Annotated in this window: 15 protein-coding genes; 14 read left to right on the forward strand and 1 reads right to left on the reverse strand. The window is 41.3% G+C overall.

The window, feature by feature from the left end:
* Positions 1-82: 82 nt before the first annotated feature.
* The 8 genes from sftI (at position 83) to speE (ending at position 7,727) form a co-directional block, all read left to right on the forward strand.
* Positions 83-1,426 (forward strand): sulfoquinovose isomerase, encoded by a 1,344-nt coding sequence (sftI, locus tag JI666_RS17170; RefSeq protein WP_206894124.1) that lies wholly within the window; start codon positions 83-85, stop codon positions 1,424-1,426.
* A 14-nt stretch (positions 1,427-1,440) separates the two neighbouring features.
* Positions 1,441-2,604 (forward strand): diphosphate--fructose-6-phosphate 1-phosphotransferase, encoded by a 1,164-nt coding sequence (locus tag JI666_RS17175; protein WP_206894126.1) that lies wholly within the window; start codon positions 1,441-1,443, stop codon positions 2,602-2,604.
* Positions 2,594-3,328 (forward strand): GntR family transcriptional regulator, encoded by a 735-nt coding sequence (locus tag JI666_RS17180; RefSeq protein WP_206894128.1) that lies wholly within the window; start codon positions 2,594-2,596, stop codon positions 3,326-3,328. Before JI666_RS17175 ends, JI666_RS17180 begins: the two co-directional genes overlap by 11 nt.
* Before the next feature lie 15 nt (positions 3,329-3,343).
* A complete protein-coding gene (locus JI666_RS17185) occupies positions 3,344-4,234 on the forward strand; it encodes a class II fructose-bisphosphate aldolase (RefSeq protein ID WP_206894129.1) in 891 nt (296 codons plus the stop codon).
* A gap of 11 nt (positions 4,235-4,245) precedes the next feature.
* Complete coding sequence (locus tag JI666_RS22080; protein ID WP_524535774.1) at positions 4,246-4,296, forward strand: hypothetical protein; 51 nt, start codon at positions 4,246-4,248, stop codon at positions 4,294-4,296.
* The gene (locus tag JI666_RS17190) at positions 4,292-5,686 is read left to right on the forward strand and encodes an aldehyde dehydrogenase family protein (RefSeq protein ID WP_524535773.1); all 1,395 of its coding nucleotides are present in this window, start codon (positions 4,292-4,294) and stop codon (positions 5,684-5,686) included. The genes JI666_RS22080 and JI666_RS17190 overlap by 5 nt, the downstream gene beginning before the upstream one ends.
* Positions 5,687-5,758: 72 nt before the next feature.
* Positions 5,759-6,667, forward strand: coding sequence for an AEC family transporter (locus JI666_RS17195; protein WP_206894130.1), 909 nt, complete (start codon positions 5,759-5,761; stop codon positions 6,665-6,667).
* Between the two features lie 187 nt (positions 6,668-6,854).
* On the forward strand, positions 6,855-7,727 hold the full coding sequence (speE, locus tag JI666_RS17200; protein ID WP_349769353.1) for a polyamine aminopropyltransferase: 873 nt from the start codon (positions 6,855-6,857) through the stop codon (positions 7,725-7,727).
* A gap of 80 nt (positions 7,728-7,807) precedes the next feature.
* Here the strand turns inward: speE and JI666_RS17205 are convergent, their stop codons facing one another.
* Positions 7,808-8,491, reverse strand: coding sequence for an N-formylglutamate amidohydrolase (locus JI666_RS17205; protein ID WP_206894132.1), 684 nt, complete (start codon positions 8,489-8,491; stop codon positions 7,808-7,810).
* 242 nt (positions 8,492-8,733) lie between these two features.
* Here JI666_RS17205 and JI666_RS17210 point away from each other — a divergent pair, with 242 nt between their 5' ends.
* Genes JI666_RS17210 through JI666_RS17235 form a run of 6 tightly spaced genes read left to right on the forward strand, consistent with a single transcriptional unit; the run spans position 8,734 to position 17,660 of the window.
* Positions 8,734-11,340: a putative amidoligase domain-containing protein gene (locus tag JI666_RS17210; RefSeq protein ID WP_206894139.1), complete on the forward strand. Its 2,607-nt coding sequence runs from the start codon at positions 8,734-8,736 to the stop codon at positions 11,338-11,340.
* A 25-nt stretch (positions 11,341-11,365) separates the two neighbouring features.
* A complete protein-coding gene (locus tag JI666_RS17215; RefSeq protein WP_206894141.1) occupies positions 11,366-12,763 on the forward strand; it encodes a Mur ligase family protein in 1,398 nt (465 codons plus the stop codon).
* A 24-nt stretch (positions 12,764-12,787) separates the two neighbouring features.
* Positions 12,788-14,290: a phosphoenolpyruvate mutase gene (gene aepX, locus JI666_RS17220; RefSeq protein ID WP_206894144.1), complete on the forward strand. Its 1,503-nt coding sequence runs from the start codon at positions 12,788-12,790 to the stop codon at positions 14,288-14,290.
* A 6-nt stretch (positions 14,291-14,296) separates the two neighbouring features.
* Entirely contained in the window at positions 14,297-15,424 is a 1,128-nt protein-coding gene (gene aepY, locus JI666_RS17225) for a phosphonopyruvate decarboxylase (RefSeq protein ID WP_206894149.1), read from the forward strand.
* Positions 15,417-17,243 (forward strand): 2-aminoethylphosphonate aminotransferase, encoded by a 1,827-nt coding sequence (locus JI666_RS17230; protein WP_206894151.1) that lies wholly within the window; start codon positions 15,417-15,419, stop codon positions 17,241-17,243. Before aepY ends, JI666_RS17230 begins: the two co-directional genes overlap by 8 nt.
* Positions 17,244-17,258: 15 nt before the next feature.
* On the forward strand, positions 17,259-17,660 hold the full coding sequence (locus JI666_RS17235) for an NUDIX hydrolase (protein WP_286170922.1): 402 nt from the start codon (positions 17,259-17,261) through the stop codon (positions 17,658-17,660).
* Positions 17,661-18,045: the final 385 nt, after the last annotated feature.

The following is an 18,045-nucleotide window of genomic DNA, read 5'->3' on the forward strand; positions in this document are numbered from 1 at the left end:
TAAAGGTAATTACCTATTTTAAAAGATAGTAACTTATGATACAGTATTCGTAACAAACAGGGAAGAAAGGTTGTGACCAATCATGCCAAAAACGAGCATTTTATATGTACCGATTGGAAGAAAAACGTTTGATCTTGAAGCGGGGGAAGTTCAAAGAAAGAAAAGTTCTGAGTTCCTACACAGCGTAACAGCGAATGTTATCGAGCCAGAAGAAATTATCACTTCTCCAGATGATCTTGAAGCATTTCTTGCAAACGTTAACAGCGAAGAAGTTATCGCTAGTATTTATCAAAGCGTCACATTTGCTGATGGTGAATTTGTGGAAGCGCTGATTAAAGCAGTTGAAGCACCGGTCATTGTTTGGTCTGTTCGTGAACCAAGCGTTGGTGGAAGACTTAGACTCAATTCGTTAACTGGTGGTAATAGCACAAGTCACGTCTTGCGCTGTGCCAATCATCCTTTTAGCTTCGTATTTGGCAATGCGGATGAAGCGCAGGTTCAGAAAAGGCTTAAAATCCAGCTTAAAGTACAAAAGGTCATTGAAGATCTTAAGGGACTAACGATTGGTGTGATTGGTGAACATCCTCCAGGCTTTTTCTTCTCAGGAACGAATGAGGAAGCCCTTCAAAAGCAACTGGGTGTAACTGTGAAGAATTTCGACCTTAACAAAGCGTTTGAAGAATGCGTGAAACTTCCCCGTGAAAAATGGGAAGGTGCCATTGAACGGGCAGAGCAACAGGTGATTGGGCTCAATCGGAACGACGAAACGGTGCATCGTTTTGCTCAGTTTACAACGTATGTACAAGATCAAATTAACGAAGCCGATGTGTCAGCTCTTGCGATTCGATGTTGGCCGGACTTCTTCAACGAACTAGGAGCTGCAGCCTGTTCAACACTGTCTCAATTTACGGAAGATGGCGTTGTTTCATCATGTGAATCAGATATTCACGGATCTGTCTCCATGTTCATCCTCCAGCAGTTAACAGGAAGTGCTCCGTATTTAGGAGACATGGTGCACGTAAATGAAGCGAGTAATTCTGTTGTCTTCTGGCACTGTGGAGCTGGAGCTTACTCATTAGCACATCCAGATCAAGGTGCTCGCCCTGGAGTACATCCAAACCGTAAACTAGGTTTTACGATGGAATTCGGGTTGAAGCCAGGTCGCGTTACGATGTTCCGAGTAGGTTACACACCGGAAGGCTATCGCCTTTTGGTCATGCGTGGGAATGCGCTTGATACACCACAGCGATTTAACGGGACATCAGTTGAAGTAGAACTTGAAACAGAAATCAATGACACGCTATATGGGTTAATGGAAGAAGGATTTGAGCCGCATTACGCCATTATTTATGACGATGTGGCAGACGAACTAATCGAGCTTGGAAAGCAGTTAGGATTAGAAACGACGATCTATACGAAGAACTGAAGGGAGACAGTTGCATGAAGAAGGTCGCCATTGGCCAGGCCGGGGGACCTACGGCCGTGATTAATGCTACCCTCGCAGGGTTTGTGAAAGAAATCGAACGTGATTATTCCCTGCTTTTTATTCAGAATGGTTATGAAGGATTTGCGCATGGTTCCTTGTTGGATGGCGACGAGGAAATGCTTCACAAAATCCATCTTCATCGAGATGTACCTGGCGCATGTCTTGGCTCAGGGCGTTATCCTTTATCGGATGATCACATTGAACAAGGTGTCCGTCAATTGAAAGAAAAGAATGTGGAAATGCTTGTTTTCATCGGGGGAAATGGAACGATGGAAGCATTAGCGAAGGTGGAGCTAGAAGCACGAAGACAGAACTATCCGCTTCAAGTGCTCGGACTTCCGAAAACGGTTGATAATGATTTAGGTGGAACGGACCATGCGCCTGGTTTTGGGAGTTCGGCAAGATATGTTGCTCAGGCAACAAGGGATATGAGTAGAGACCTTGCATCCATGCAGAACTTTGAGAAGATTCGAGTGTTAGAGACTATGGGAAGAAATGCGGGGTGGCTTGCCTCGGCATCAGGTCTTCTCCAAGAATACGAAGAAGAAGGTCCGCATTTCATTGCGCTTCCAGAACGACCTTTGAAACAAGAGCTTTTGCTACAGAATGTAGACTGTGCACTTCGTCGTTTCGGTCATGCCACTGTTGTGGTTAGTGAAGGCGTTCACTGGAGTGAAGAAGGTCAAGTACAGCGTGAAGTTGTTGATGGAAGACCAGTGCTTGGTGGCATTTCAAGCGAAGTTGCAGCTTTTCTCAAAAGCGAATTACGTGTAATGACAAGAGCTGAACTGCTAGGGATGAATCAGCGAAGCTTCTCCGCTGTTATTTCCGATATCGATCGGGAGGAAGCATATACGGTTGGTAAAGTTGGAGCAGAGTGGATTCGAGATGGTCTTTCAGGTGTGATGGTTTCAATTAAGCGTAAGTCCCACCACCGCTACTCTGTTGATATGATTCCTATTGAGCTCGAAAAGGTAGTTGAAGCAGGTGAAAGAGTAATGCCAGTTGAGTTCATTAAAGACCGAAAACGTTACTATGAATGGCTTAAGCCGCTCATAGGTGAAGATGTTACAACTTACCCGCCACCACTTAAAGGAAAAGAACTGTATGTCGACTAATCGATTCAAAACCACTAGTGATGAAGCTCTTTACCTACAAGTTAAAAATACTCTGATTGATCGAATACAGAGCGGTGATTGGAAAGCGAATACGCTTATTCCAACAGAAAAGGAATTAATCAAAGAATTTGGAGTGAGTCGCACAACGATTCGACAGGCGGTTACAATCCTAGTACAGAATGGTTTACTTGAGAAGAAGCAGGGCAGAGGGACGGTTGTTAAACCACATCAGCTTGTCGGTAATCTAGGTCAGTTAAAAGGATTTGCTGAAGAAGTGATGGAAAGAGGGCAAGTCCCGAGATCGAAACTTCTTCGAGCTGAATTCAGAACAAATCTTTACCACGAGAGTGACATGCTTCAAGTAGCTCAAGATTCGCCAATTCTATTAGTCGAGCGAATTCGCTTTGCTGATGATACACCAGTTGCACTTGAGCGGAGCTGCTGGCCTGAGTCAATTGGACAGCTTCTTATGAAGCACGATTTAAATGAAGCCAAATTTTATGAAATACTTGAGAACGATGAAATTTATTTAACGAAAGCGCACGAGCGAATTGCAGCGATGAATGCCACGATTGATGAAGCTGATTTACTTGCCATACGACCAGGTGAAGCTTTGCTTGAAATGACACGACTGAGCTACGGATTACAGGACTATCCAATGGAATATACAAAAACAAACTATCGAAGTGATCAGTATCACTATCATATTGAATTGAAGAGGTAGAAGGGAGCAAATAGTATGCCATTTATTAATGGAAAAACGATGCTAGATCATGCTTTTCAGAACGGGTATGGAGTAGGTGCGTTTAGCGCTCATAATGCAGAAACGGTACTTGCTATATTGGAGGCAGCTGAAGAGGAAAAGGCACCGATTATGATACAAGTAGGGCAAAAGGTGATTCAAACACTAGGTATGGAAGCATTAAAAGGACTGATCGATACGTACGAAAAGGATTTCGATGTACCGGTTGCCATTCATCTTGACCATAGTCGTCAGTTTGAACAAACGATGCAGGCCGTTCAAATGGGATTTCAGTCAGTGATGTTCGACGGATCAGGTCTTTCGTTCGAAGAGAACACAGCAACAACGAAGAAAGTTGTTGAAATCGCAAGAGCTCTAGGAATTGGATCAGAAGGTGAAATTGGGAAGATCGGCGGAACCGAGGATGATATAACCGTTGATGAAAAAGATGCATTGATTACGTCTACCGAAGAAGCCGTTGCATTTGTAGAAGCCACTGATGTTGATTATCTTGCGGTATCCATTGGCACAGCTCATGGGATCTATAAGGAGACGCCAAACCTTCGCTTCGAACGGTTGAAAGAGATTGTTGATGCTGTGAAACGTCCGGTTGTTCTTCATGGAGGATCTGATGTACCAGACGAGCAAGTTAAGCGTGCCATCTCTCTTGGAATCGCAAAGATTAATGTCGATACTGAATTACGTCAGGCTTTTACGAAGGGTGTACAAGAAGCATTTGCTGAGAATCCTGATGATATTGTACTCGCAAGCTCCCTTGGACTTGGACGTCTTCGTATGAAAGAAAAAGTGCAGGAGAAGATTCGTGTGTTTGGTAGTCAAGGCAAAGCGGAAGAACTTTTATTAAACAAAAAGGTCGTAACGTTATAAAAAGGAGGATGATGTTTGATGGTTACACAAACTTCTGTACTTACTTATGGACTATATATTGATGGTGAGTGGCGAGAAAAATCGGTCACCGATGATGTTCTTAACAAATATACTCAAGAAGTAACGGCAAGAACGGCAGCAGCAGAAAAGCAGGATGTAATCGATGCCGTGCAAGCTGCTAAAAACGCTTTAAAAACACCCTTTTCACCATATGACCGCTATTCTGTTCTAATTAAGGCAGCAGCTACACTTCGCGCTCGTCAGGGTGAACTTGGTGAAATCCTAGCGAGAGAAGTTGGTAAGCCACTTGCAGAATGTAGGGGTGAGGTAGGTCGAGCGGCACTAACGCTTGAAGTATCTGCTGAAGAAGCGAAACGCATTCATGGAGAAGGTATTCCAGTTGAATCAGCACCAGGATCTGAACAACGCCAGGCTTTCACAAGACGTTTTCCGATCGGTGTCGTTGCAGCTATTACCCCATTCAATGTGCCCCTCAATCTCGTTTGTCACAAAATTGGCCCTGCGCTTGCTGCTGGTAATAGTGTGGTGTTGAAACCGGCAGAAGTGACGCCAATTTGTGCGGTTATCCTAACGGAAATTATGGAGGAAGCGGGGTTGCCTGCTGGGCGTTTGAACCTTCTCACTGGGGATGGTGCAACTGTTGGGGAGTGGCTAGTTGAGAATCAGGATGTGAACATGTTTACGTTTACTGGAAGCCCGAGAGTTGGGCAACTGATTCGTGAGAAAGCTGGACTCCGTAATGTAGCCCTTGAACTTGGAAATAATTCAGCAACGATTGTTCACCGTGACGCAGATATCGAGACGGCAGCAACTCTTTCAGCTGAAAAGAGCTTTAATAACGCAGGTCAGGTTTGTATCTCAGTTCAGCGTGTTTATGTTCATGAAGAGGTTTACGAATCATTCCTTGCGAAAATGAAGGAAGTAACGGAAGGACTAGTTGTTGGAGATCCAATGGATGCATCGACGGCGATCGGTCCAATGATTGCAGAACGTGAAGCGATTCGAGTAGAGAGCTGGGTTAACGAGGCTGTAGAGCAAGGAGCGAGCGTTGAAACCGGCGGGAAACGAGATGGCGTTTTCTACTATCCTACGATTCTTACGAATGTAACGGATGAGATGAAAGTGTGCAGACAGGAAGTATTCGGCCCTGTCGTTGCGGTAAGTTCTTATCGATCAGAGGATGAAGTGATTGCAAGAGTAAATGATTCTGAGTATGGTCTTCAGGCAGGATTGTTTACGAATGATCTCGCTTTTACTTTAAAAGCGATTAATGAGATTCATGTTGGAGGACTGATGATCAACGATACATCAGGGTACCGCGTGGATCATATGCCATATGGTGGTGTGAAGAAGAGCGGAACTGGAAAAGAAGGGCCGCGCTATGCCATTGAGGAAATGACCGAAGAAAAAATTATTGTTTTTAACGGATAAAGTGAGAAGGGGATCCAAGTTGTTGGGTCCCTTTTTATCCTTGCAAGCCTTACGAGTTGAAGGAGAATGAGAATGTCGATCATCACGATTCTGTTACCGATCTTTTTTGTTTTTGCTGTTGGGTATATTGCACAGCGGTTTCTAAAGCTTGAAACAAGAGTCTTATCAAATCTTGCTTTATATGTATTAGTGCCCATTCTCGTTTTTCGGACATTCTATGAACAGGAAATTGACTCATCATACGGATATCTATCGATTTACATGCTCGGACTCTGCTTTGCTCTAATTGCCATCGTTAGCATTCTATCCAAATTCTATCGTTTCACAGAGTCAGAACGATGCGGGTTGGTTCTTTCAAGTGCCTTCATGAATAACGGCAACTATGGTACGCCTCTTGTTCTATTTCTTTTCGGTGCGGTGGGGATGGAAACGGCGATTGTCTTAATGGTACTTCAACAACTATTGATGAGTACGCTAGGTGTTTATTATGCTGCGAAAGGAAGTCCAGAGCATGATGGAGTGAAGGCTGCCTTACGAGCAGTGAGACGGATGCCAATGGTTTATGGAGCAATTGTTGGTCTAGCGTTCCAATGGTTACACATCCCACTAGGGACTATCGGCGAAGGGGTAGATTTAATAGCTGATGCCGCAATTCCAGTTATTATGGTAACGCTCGGCATGCAGCTTGCGAATATAACCGTTCGAGCCGTTGACTGGAGAAAGCTATCAACTGCACTTTCTCTTAAATTAATGATTGCGCCGCTTATCGCGGCTGGTATTGTCTTGTTCATGCCAGTGGATGTGATGACGAAACAAATCATGATTATTATGGCTGCTACACCTACTGCGGCGAACACAACGATGTATGCCATTCAGTTTCATACCGAACCACAAAATGTTTCAAGCGCAACGTTGGTCTCTACTGTATCGAGCCTTTTAACGATGCCTGTCGTAATTTACTTAGCGACTACGTTCATATAAGTACTCTTCGCTACTAGCTTATGAAAATGAAAGAGAGCGGTTTATTGAATGTTTGTATTAACGTGGTAGAGCAGTGGGGGTCAGGCCCGAGCCTGACCCCCACTTTTATAACAACAGCTGTGCCAGCCATCCGTCTCATTACATAATATTAAAAATAAGTGAAATTAGGAGATGGATGGTGGTTAGTGTGGCGGATAATGGGACGTTTCATGGGTTCAAAAAGGACGCGAATCATGTACTTTGGATTGAAAATTATGTAGGGAAAGCAAGAATGAAAGTGGCTTACAAAGTTAAATCTTTACTGCATTATGAGCAATCTCCTTTTCAGGAAATAAGTATCGTTGAGACAAAAGGATTTGGTAGAATGCTTGTTTTGGATGGAATTCCGCAGGTGTCTACAAAGGAAGGTTTTATATACAACGAAATGATTAGTCATATACCGATCGTGACACACCCGAATCCAAAGAACATTGGAATGATTGGAGGAGGAGATTGTGGCCACGTCCGGGAGGCGATGAAATATAAAAGTATCGAAAAAATTGATGTTGTTGAAATTGACGAGAGGGTTACATCTGTTTGTAGAAAATGGTTAACATCTGAGGAAGCCTTTAAGACAGATAAACACTTCAATATGATCCATCAAGATGGGTATGAATGGATTCAAAGGCAAAAGAAATCATACGATGTTCTCATGATTGATCGACCTGATCCTGTTGGGCCAGGTAAAAAGCTATTTAGCTCAGATTTCTATCAATATGTTTATGATGCACTATCCGAAGACGGAGTAGTGACGTTCCAATCGGGTTCTCCATTCTATAACACATCCATACTTGAGAAAACTGGACAGCAGTTAAAGAACCTATTTCCTATTGTTCGGACATATATCGTCTCTATTCCTCTATTCCCTTGTGGAATATGGAGCTTTACCATGGCTTCCAAAAAAGCAGACCCCTTGCAGGCTGATTTATCGAAATTAATGGATAAGGATACCAACTATATTAATTCAGAAATTTTTCTTTCTTCCTTCACACTGCCGAACTATATTAGAAATATGCTCTAGCTAAACGAAGGTCATGTTTTTGGAGAATGGAGGAACATTTCTCCATTCTTTGTTCGTTGCCATGGTCGATCTCAAATCCATCATTTTAAATCTACTACAAACTTCGATTGAAATTCATTTATTAAGTTGGAAAAGACTTGATTGATTTTAGAACGATGCTTTTTACGAAGCGTTCGTGATAGTTCTATTTGAAATGAATGAAAATTTTCCTTGTACCCGTTGTATTCCTCTCCATCACCAACTCGATGAAGGTGAATCGATTTATCCCCAATGAATTTATTGTCAAAAATGACTGTAGCATGAGGGAGAATGCTCTGGATATTCTCCGTAAGCATTTCTGTAAACCAATTCTTAACATCTTCTGAACACGATTTTCCTCGTAATGTGCCTACTTCAATGGCAAGCGGACCATAATGGGAATCCTTCATACCATGAAATGAAAGATGCAAGTATGGAACGGTAAGTCGATTCGTTTCCTCTTCATATATCCCTAAATGAGTCACAATCTCTTGGATTGATTTCCGATATTCCGTTACCGCCGCTAGGTTATCCATGGTAGGTGATCGGTTAAGGTCAATAACAGTTCTTGAAACAGTGCTAATAATACCAGCGCACCCGGTTTTTTGGATTAAACTCTTTACAAGTAAGTCGGTATAAAGATCAGCGGATGGAGGTGTCGCATGTAAAGCTTCCACATGGCAACACAAATATCCCTTTCCGTGGTTATACTTCACATAATTTTTTTTGATAAACTGCACTGCCATTAGAAAGACTCCTTTATTTTTGAGAAGTGGTTTATTACTAAAACATGCAAAGTAAATCAAATTTGTGAAAGGGCTAATCAGGTGTATCTCATTGCTTTTTACTCTTTGGCGTTTCATACACGTCCATCATTAATATACAGATGTACAGGAACAATGTAATGAAATCTCAATATATTAATTCCGATACGACTTTTGTAGGGGTAGGTGGAAAGCGGAATTTCCACAATGGAGGGTTATCATACATGGACCTGTTAAGAGAACAATTTAGCATTATTTCGGATAAAGAATTGATGCTTCAAACACTAGCGCTAAACAACATAAGATCTGTTGAATTAGTGGATCCAAAAACGTGCACGTATCCAATTGTTGGTCGTAAATATGGTCACTATCAGGGAAGGGACATTTCGATCATTCATACTCAGTCTGAGGCCATTGAAGAAGGATATGACTTTTTCACGAAAGTATGCATCGTTGAGAAAGAATATCTCTTTCATATTCAAAGTCTTTCGGTGGAGAACGTTTCCGTGATTGAGGAGGATGAAGTCATTTACAGTGATTTACCTATTAGGACGCAGGCTTATGGGTGGGTATCAAAGCGAGTAGAACTTAATACCGTTCCTACGGAGTGGATCAAAACTGCAACACGTGCCCTTTATGTAGTAGGACTACAACAAGGCATCGTTAAAATTGGCGTACTACCTAACGAATCACACATTGTATTGGACATAAATGAATCCAAGAATTTGAAACTAGATCCAGTTACAAAAGTGGTAAGCCCATTCACAATCGGTGCAGATATTGAGTTCATGTTGAGCTGCGATAATGAATTACTACCAGCTTCGACTTTCTTTCCAATTCAAGGATCAGTTGGCTGTGACGAGAGGCAGATTGAGAAAGATAGTGGTCAGTATGCTCTAGCTGAACTTAGACCAATAGAAGCTGAATCACCTCACGAAGTCTTTCAAAATATGAAAGCTCTTATTCAAAAAGCCTCCGAACTTGTCCCTTACGAAAACGTAGCATTTCGAGCAGGGAGCATGCCGTTTGTGGGTTATCAATGTGGAGGGCATTTGCATTTTGGAATTCCATGTTCTGTATCTCTGTTAAAGGCTCTAGATCAGTATCTCGCCATTCCGATTGCTATGATTGAGAATTCTAGAACAGCAAAAAGAAGAAGGAGAACCAACCATGGAGGGCTAGGTCGCTATCGCGTGAAGCCGTATGGAATGGAGTATTTATCGCTGAGCTCATGGGTAATCGATCCAACCCTATCGTTATCTATTCTGTGCCTAGCGAAGCTTGTGGGGAATCACCATCATGAGTTGAACGACGACTATGTTTTTCATCCCGTTATTCAGAGGGCTTACTATAACGGAAACTATCCTGTTCTTAAACAACTATGGCCGCATGTTAAGAAAACAATTCAAAATACATCCACTTACGCTCAGTATCAGAAAGAATTGATGGTGTTATTTGAAGCGATTGAACGTGGATGTCCAATTGAAGAAGAGTGCGACTTTCGCGTGAACTGGGGTGTAGAGAAAACAACGAAACGATATGAACAAGGAGCAATCATTCAAATCCCGAAAAAGTTAAGAATAAAGTATCACCTTAAAGAAGGGGATGCGACACACGTTCGAGCGGGGATTAATCTTGTGTCAGCAACCATTAAACCATACCCTTTTGCATTTCAGAACTCAGATAAGGTTCATCTTTCAAAAGCATTACGAGACCAACTCTCTTTGCCTGAAGGCTGGTGTCCAACGCTTTTCTCTTCAGATGGTGTTTTGACACTTGGTCCAATTATTGGAATTCTTGCAAATAGACCGTTTGAAAGACAAACGACCTATTTTCAACATTTGTTCCATTTAGCAAAGGCAAAACAGATGCTCCTTTATGCATTTGAACCAGATGATATTGATTGGGTTCAAATGACTATTAAAGGTACCTCAATTGATGGAGAAGGTGTTTTTCCTTTTCCTGCTGTCATCTATGATCGTTATTTGCGTATTCGTGATAGAAGTCAGGATATTAAAGATGTACGATTTAAATTTCAATTCACTTACAAAATTCCATTTATCAATTCTCCCTCTCTCTTTAAATTGACAGGAGACAAATGGAAGTCTCATCAATTACTTTCAAGTCACTATGGTAAACATTTACCCGAGACAAAATTACTAAAGACTCCTGATACTTTAATTAACATGCTAAATAAACACGGGGAAGTATTTGTGAAACCGGTAAGTGGATCTTTAAGTATGGGAATTAATCGAATTCTGCGTAAGCCAACGAACATCATCATGACAGATTTACAACGAAATACACGCCAAGATTTCACCACTATTGAGGAATTACTGGAGTACATGACCCCTCATATGAAACAAACGAACTATATCGTACAAGAAGGCATTCGGCGCAAACAATACAACGGTAAAAATGTTGAAATACGTGTTTATATGCAAAAAGGAATTAAGAATTGCTGGTTAAGAACAGGTATGGTAGCTCGTCTATCAAACGACGATGTGCTAACGGAAGAGTCTGAAATCAACATGAGGGTCAGCAAAGTGCTCCTTCATCTCTATCCAGATAGTACAGAGAGAACATCTGTATCTAAACAAATTGGGAAGCTTGCAGGGCGAATTGTTGAAACCGTTCAGGATGAAGTAGGCCCCTTTGGAGAAATCGCTGTTGATCTATGTATTGATCAGTACGACTCAATCAAACTATTAGAAATTAATGCAAAACCGGATAATTTATTCTCACAGATCAGAGCTTATAAATTGCGGAATTTAGCAGGGCATCGTCTTTTAAACTATGCAAGCATATTAGCAGGTTACGATGGGTTATGAATAAAGAGATGGTAGGTGATGACAGGTGAGAAACCTAAGATTAAGCGAAATTTTAAAGCTTATTGACGGTCAGATTATCAAAGGTTCTGGAGATCCGATGATCCACCACGTTGTAAATCGCACGAAGAAAGATGTTGATGATCATACCTTATTGTTCCATCTCGATCATGAGCGGATTAAGGGGAAATATTGGAGAGAACATGAGGTTGTGGTTGTTATAACGGATCGTCCAGACAAATGCATTGATTTAGGAGATAACATCATACTGATTCAAACTGATCAACTAAAGGATGATTATTGGAGATTCGTTGAGTATTATCGGAGCCTTTTTGATTTTCCTATAATCGGAATCACAGGAACTTGTGGGAAAACGACAACGAAAGAAATGGTACGTCAAATTCTATTGGAAGATTTCAACGTGAAAGCGACCTGGATGAGTATGAATTCAATGTCGGTGAACCTTCGCTATTTAAACAAACTAGATGATGATACAGAAGTGGCGGTATTTGAGATGCCTGTTGCATATCCAGGTTACTTACGAGTTGCCTGTAGGTACTTTAAACCCCAAATACGTGTTTTGTTAAATGTAGGAGTGCATCATTTAGCTGATTGCGATACGCCAGAAGAGTACATGAAAGCAAAAGGTGAAATTGTTGAAGGGTTAGATCCCGAAAAAGGAACACTGATACTCAATTCTGATGACGAGAATATACGTCAGGTCATTGATCTTAGTCTTTTTCCAAATGCCGTCCATATCGGTATGAACGAAACCTGTCACTTCCGTGCAATTAATGCTCACTATGATACAGGTGGAATGGCGTTCACGCTCGTTCACGAAGGAAATAGCTATGATGCATTCGTACCTGGATACGGAGAACATAATGTCTACAATGCCCTTGCAGCAATCGCTGCAGTGTCTTCAGTTGGCGTTGATATTCCGACCGCGCTTAAACGACTCGCTTCGTATAAGCAAGTGAAAGAGCATCTTGAGTTTAAAGAAGGAGCGAATGGATCGACCATTATTGACGACACATGGAATTCTGCACCTCTTTCAATGGCGACAGCTCTCGAGGTTCTTTCAGCCGTTACAGTAGGAAAGAAATCGGTAGGTCTATTAGGGTATATGCCTCAGTTAGGTAAGAGCAAGTATGCCACAGAACAATATGAACAAATGGGGCAAAAGGCAGCCGAGGCGAACATTGATATGTTGATCATTGTTGGAGAGAGAGCAGAAGAGATCGGTCATGCAGCACTAAAAGCAGGAATGGAGCAAGAAAAGGTTCACTTTTGTGAAACGGGCGATGAGGTATATAACGTATTGCAACCTCATTTGAATCAAGATACCACCATTTTGCTGAAAGTCACTCACCGTGTTATGAAACAACCGTCTTTTAAAGCGTTGAGAAATAAGCTCATCCTGTAGGGAGTTCAGATAGAGGTGACCGATATGAGAAAAACAAAACAACTTAGAAACATCATAACAAGTAGTTCGTTAGAATACATCATGGAAGCCCACCATGCTCTTTCCGCTAAAATCGTAGAAGAAGCAGGTTTCAAGGGAATTTGGGGCAGTGGTTTATCAATCTCTGCATCATTAGGGGTTAGAGACAATAATGAGGCATCGTGGACACAGATATTGGATGTATTAGAATTTATGAGTGATGCTACTTCCATTCCAATTCTACTTGATGGTGATACGGGGTATGGAAATTTTAATAATGCCAGAAGACTTGTGAAGAAGTTAGAGCAGCGTGACATAGCTGGCGTTTGCATTGAAGATAAAGTTTTCCCAAAGACGAATTCTTTTATTAAAGGTGAAGCGCAACCGCTTGCCTGTATCGATGAATTCTGTGGAAAAATAAAAGCAATGAAAGATACTCAAAAAGACGATGATTTTGTTGTTGTATCGCGAATTGAAGCGTTGATTGCGGGGTGGGGACTTCAGGAAGCTCTTAAACGTGCTGAAGCTTATAGAGTAGCGGGAAGTGATGCGATTCTCATGCATAGTAAGCGGTCGGATAGTCTTGAGATTGAAGCATTTATGAAAGAGTGGGATGATCGACTACCGGTTGTCATTGTACCAACCAAATATTACTCAGTACCGACTCAACGCTTCAGAGATTTAGGCGTTAGTTTGGCGATATGGGCTAATCATAATCTACGGGCTTCGATTAAAGCCATGCAAGAAACGTCTAACCAAATATATGTTGAAGAAAGTCTTGCCAATGTAGAGGCAAACGTCACATCTGTGGATGAAATCTTTCAACTTCAAGGAGCAGTTGAGCTTGCTCGAGCTGAAGGGAAATATTTAAATGCTTCTAGTGCAAACATAAATTCAATCATCGTTATGAAAAGCTCAGCAGATCAAGATGCCTTAATAGACCAAGTAGCACAACTTAAATCTCACAACATACATCATGTTTCTGTCATTGGGCCAACGGGTCAAAACTTAGACGGTGCTACTCAGCATGCAGAGCTATCAGTGCTTCATCGTGCAATGGACCAAATCGCAGGTAACCTGATTATAAGTCAGAGTGACTTGATGTATAAGCCTCACGTTCTGACTGAGCTACAAGCAAATGAGAACGACATTGCTATTGTTGTTGATGTGGATAGTGATTCAAGCAAAGAGTCAGGTTACTTTGTTAAAGCTGAGCTTCCATATTCTCGTGAACTATATAATCAGTCTGTGAATCTGGTTGAAGTTGTTACGAGTTTAAGTGAAGACCATAATCATGGAGAGTTTTTTGGGTTATGGAAAGTGAGTGAAAAAGGAGCGGAGATTGTAAGGAATTCTCTTGAACGTTTAGCAATAAGAGATGATTTTAATCAACTTACTCTTGCAGATCTTCTAAATCATGTTAAAAGCACTCATTCAATAGCTGTTACCTATATCAATGGTTCATGGGTAGACCGAGAAACCTATTTAACCATTCGGGATAAGGGGTGAATAGATATGATTCCACTTCCTGAGTTTGGTACCGAATTAAAAAATCTTGGGTTTGATTTCTATAGTGGTGTTCCCTGTTCTTATTTAAAGCATTTTATTAATTTCGCGATTAATGAATGTGAGTACGTAGCCGCTACGAATGAAGGCGAAGCTGTAGCGATCGCAGCAGGAGCTACAATAGGCCAAAAGAAATCAGTTGTATTAATGCAAAATTCAGGCTTAACGAATGCAGTCTCTCCACTCGTCTCGCTTATTCAACCATTTAGAATTCCGATTCTAGGGTTTGTTAGTTTGCGAGGAGAACCTGGTGTACCAGATGAACCACAACATGAATTAATGGGAGAAATTACGCCTAAGACCCTTGATCTTCTAATGATTGATTGGGCATACCTATCAACTAATCTAGAAGAAGCGAAGCAGCAATTGCATCGAGCTAATGAAAAGATTGAGCGGAATGAACCATACTTTTTTATCGTGAGAAAAGGAACCTTTGAACCTATTGGTCTTCAAGCTCAAGAGACCAAAAAAACCACTTCTTTCGCTAGTCCTCAAAGTCGTGAAGACCAGCTTCCAACGAGATATGATGTTTTACATGAGATCAACTCATTAAAAGACGATCATACACTTCAGTTAGCTACGACAGGAAAAACGGGAAGAGAGCTTTATGATCTTGAAGACGCCCCGAACAATCTCTATATGGTTGGATCGATGGGATGTATTAGCTCGATAGGCTTAGGTCTTGCGCTTGCGAGAAGGGAGAAATCAGTTATCGCTATTGATGGGGACGGTGCCTTACTAATGAGGCTCGGTAATCTCCCTACAAATGGCTATTGGTCTCCACCAAATTTGCTTCACATCCTTCTCGACAATAACATGCATGACTCAACTGGGGGACAGCAGACCGTTTCAGCGAACGTTGATTTTGTGGAAGTTGCATCAGCTTGCGGGTATAACAGATCAATTTATGTTCACACTCTGGCAGAGTTAAAGGAGTGTATTGAAAACTGGAAACAATATCAAGAATTAACTTTTTTATATATGCGGATTGCAGGCGGAAGCAAGGCATCTCTTGGACGTCCAACACTAAAGCCCTATGAAGTTAAAGAAAGATTGCAGGTGTTTTTAGGTGATTAAAACAGCTGTTATTTTAGCGGCAGGTATGGGGAGTCGTATACGGAATCGAAGCGAAGGGCGTCCTAAAGGTTTCTTAACAATCGATGGAAAGCCCCTCATTGAACATTCGATTGAAAAATTGTTGGATGCAGGAATTGAGAACATCTTTATAGGAACTGGTTACAAAAAAGAAGAATATGAAAGCTTGTCTCAAAAATATCCCCAGGTTACTTGCATTAGTAATCCTGATTACAATACAAGCGGAAGTATGTTGACACTCTATAAAATGGAACCATTTCTTAAAGATGATTTCTTGCTTCTCGAATCAGATTTACTTTATGAGAAAAGGGCTTTGCAGATTGTGCTTGCGAACAAACGGACAAATGTTATCCTGGCAAGTGAACTAACTAGATCGGGCGACGAAGTTTTTATAGAAGCGGATAAGGATCAAAATCTTATCATGATGTCAAAGAAATCTGAGGACTTAAATTCAATTTATGCTGAGCTCGTAGGGATATCGAAGCTCTCTCTCCTTACCTTCAAAACCTTATGTAAAAAAGCAAGCGTGGTATTGCAAACAAATAAGAATCTTCATTATGAAGATGGTCTTGTTCAAATTGCGCAAGAAGTAGACTTATATGTTCATAACGTTAGCAATTTAGTCTGGTGTGAAATAGACGATGAAAACCATTTGTACAGAGCAATTAGCTTAATTGCCCCACTTATTCAGTCAAGAGAATCCTCCCATCACGTTGAACGAAAAATCTTATTGAATCCTGGACCTGCAACGACGACGGATACAGTGAAACACGCACAGATTGTAGCTGATATATGTCCGAGAGAAAGTGACTTTGGGGATACGATGACATCTGTTTCACAGGCACTCACTGAATTTGTAGGAAATCCTAATGAGTATTCGACTATTTTATTTGGTGGATCGGGTACAGCAGCTGTTGAGTCCATTCTAAGTTCTGTCGTTGATAATGAAGCGATTGTTATCGTAAACAATGGGGCATATGGGAAACGCATGCTCAAGATTGCGACGATTTATGGATTAAATGTTCTTGAATATGATTCACCACTTGAGAGTGGTATAGATTTGACTAAGCTTGAATTGCTTATAAAGAATGCGAGCGTTACAATTTCTCACCTTGTGATTGTTCATTGTGAAACAACAACCGGGCTGTTAAATAACATCGAAGCAGTTGGGAACATTTGCAAGAAACACAACATTGCCATGATTGTTGATGCGATGAGTTCATATGGTGCGATACCTATTGATATGAAACGAATGAACGTTAGCTATCTTGCAGCAAGCTCGAACAAAAACCTCCAAGGGATGGCAGGCATCTCGTTTGTTATAGCAAATAACGAACAGCTTGAAAAGGCAAAGGAAATAAAGCCAAGGAATTTATATTTGAATCTATATGAACAATATCAGCATTTTGCTAAAACGAAACAAATGAGGTTCACCCCACCTGTTCAGACGCTTTATGCCCTTCAGCAAGCAATTTTGGAAACACAGTGGGAGGGAATTGAGAGAAGGTACACCAGATACTCAAAAACGTGGCAGACGTTAATAAATGGAATCAAGAAGCTCGGTTTGACGCATTTAATTGATGAAGCAAATCATTCAAGAATTATCACATCTATTGTTGAACCTTCACATAAAGGGTACGAATTTAACGCCCTACACGATTTCCTATATGAGCGTGGTTTCACGATTTATCCTGGTAAGCTTGAAGGTTTAAATACATTTCGAGTAGCGAATATAGGAGATATCACTTACAAAGACATGGAGTGTTTTCTAACTCTTCTTGATCAGTATTTTAACGGATAAGGGGGAGTGCTTAGGTTGGTTTTATACAAAATAGCTGTCGTTGTGATGGTAGTAGATGAAGAGGGTGAAATTCTACTAGTCAAGAACCCTAATCGAGGGTGGGAATTCCCTGGTGGATACGTTGATAAAGAAGAAACGTTACAGAACGCTGCTATACGAGAGGTTCGAGAAGAGTCCGGGATTGAAATAGAAGTAACAGAATTAGTCGGTGTTGAACAAAACAGCTCAAAGAAATTGAATCTATTTGTTTTTAAGGGCAGACCTGTAAGTGGAGAGCTAAGCTTATCAAATGAAACGCGGGATGTTGGATATTTTACATTTGAAGAATCACTAAGCAAAATGACACTTGAGCGGTTTAAAGAAAGACTACTAAGGTGTATGGATAGCCAAAATACGCCATTTCTGTTGGAGAGTTAAGAAGGTTTAAGCAAGGGGGAGGCATCTCACCCTTGCTTATTTTAATACTACAAAGGGTCATTATAGACGTTTCTATAAGAGTGAAGGGGGATTTCCGCTTGAGTCCATTGTGAGTTGGGGTTCTCTGTAGAGAAAAAGACTATTTTCTAAAAGATTGTTGCTTTTAAAACAATTATTGAATAAAAGAACCACACTGGCTGATTGGAGCGGAAGGATGCTCGACTCCTGCGGGACTAGCGGGACAGGTGAGACCCCACAGGAGCGTTAGCGACGAGGAGGCTCACCGCATAGCCGTCAAGCTAAGCTAATTGTTTTTGATACTCCGCCTTTAAACGTTATCCTTCCTAGAAGAATATTCTAAGGAAGGAAGATAATGTGGGTATTA

This window comes from Bacillus sp. NTK071 (assembly GCF_017303315.1).
GTDB lineage: Bacteria > Bacillota > Bacilli > Bacillales > Guptibacillaceae > Guptibacillus.

Excerpts from the sequence above, each read along its gene's own strand:
- sftI (WP_206894124.1), top strand. The coding sequence starts at position 83 with ATGCCAAAAACGAGCATTTTATATGTACCGATTGGAAGAAAAACGTTT.
- JI666_RS17175 (WP_206894126.1), top strand. The coding sequence starts at position 1,441 with ATGAAGAAGGTCGCCATTGGCCAGGCCGGGGGACCTACGGCCGTGATT.
- JI666_RS17180 (WP_206894128.1), top strand. The coding sequence starts at position 2,594 with ATGTCGACTAATCGATTCAAAACCACTAGTGATGAAGCTCTTTACCTA.
- JI666_RS17185 (WP_206894129.1), top strand. The coding sequence starts at position 3,344 with ATGCCATTTATTAATGGAAAAACGATGCTAGATCATGCTTTTCAGAAC.
- JI666_RS17195 (WP_206894130.1), top strand. The coding sequence starts at position 5,759 with ATGTCGATCATCACGATTCTGTTACCGATCTTTTTTGTTTTTGCTGTT.
- JI666_RS17205 (WP_206894132.1), bottom strand. The coding sequence starts at position 8,491 with ATGGCAGTGCAGTTTATCAAAAAAAATTATGTGAAGTATAACCACGGA.
- JI666_RS17210 (WP_206894139.1), top strand. The coding sequence starts at position 8,734 with ATGGACCTGTTAAGAGAACAATTTAGCATTATTTCGGATAAAGAATTG.
- aepX (WP_206894144.1), top strand. The coding sequence starts at position 12,788 with ATGAGAAAAACAAAACAACTTAGAAACATCATAACAAGTAGTTCGTTA.
- aepY (WP_206894149.1), top strand. The coding sequence starts at position 14,297 with ATGATTCCACTTCCTGAGTTTGGTACCGAATTAAAAAATCTTGGGTTT.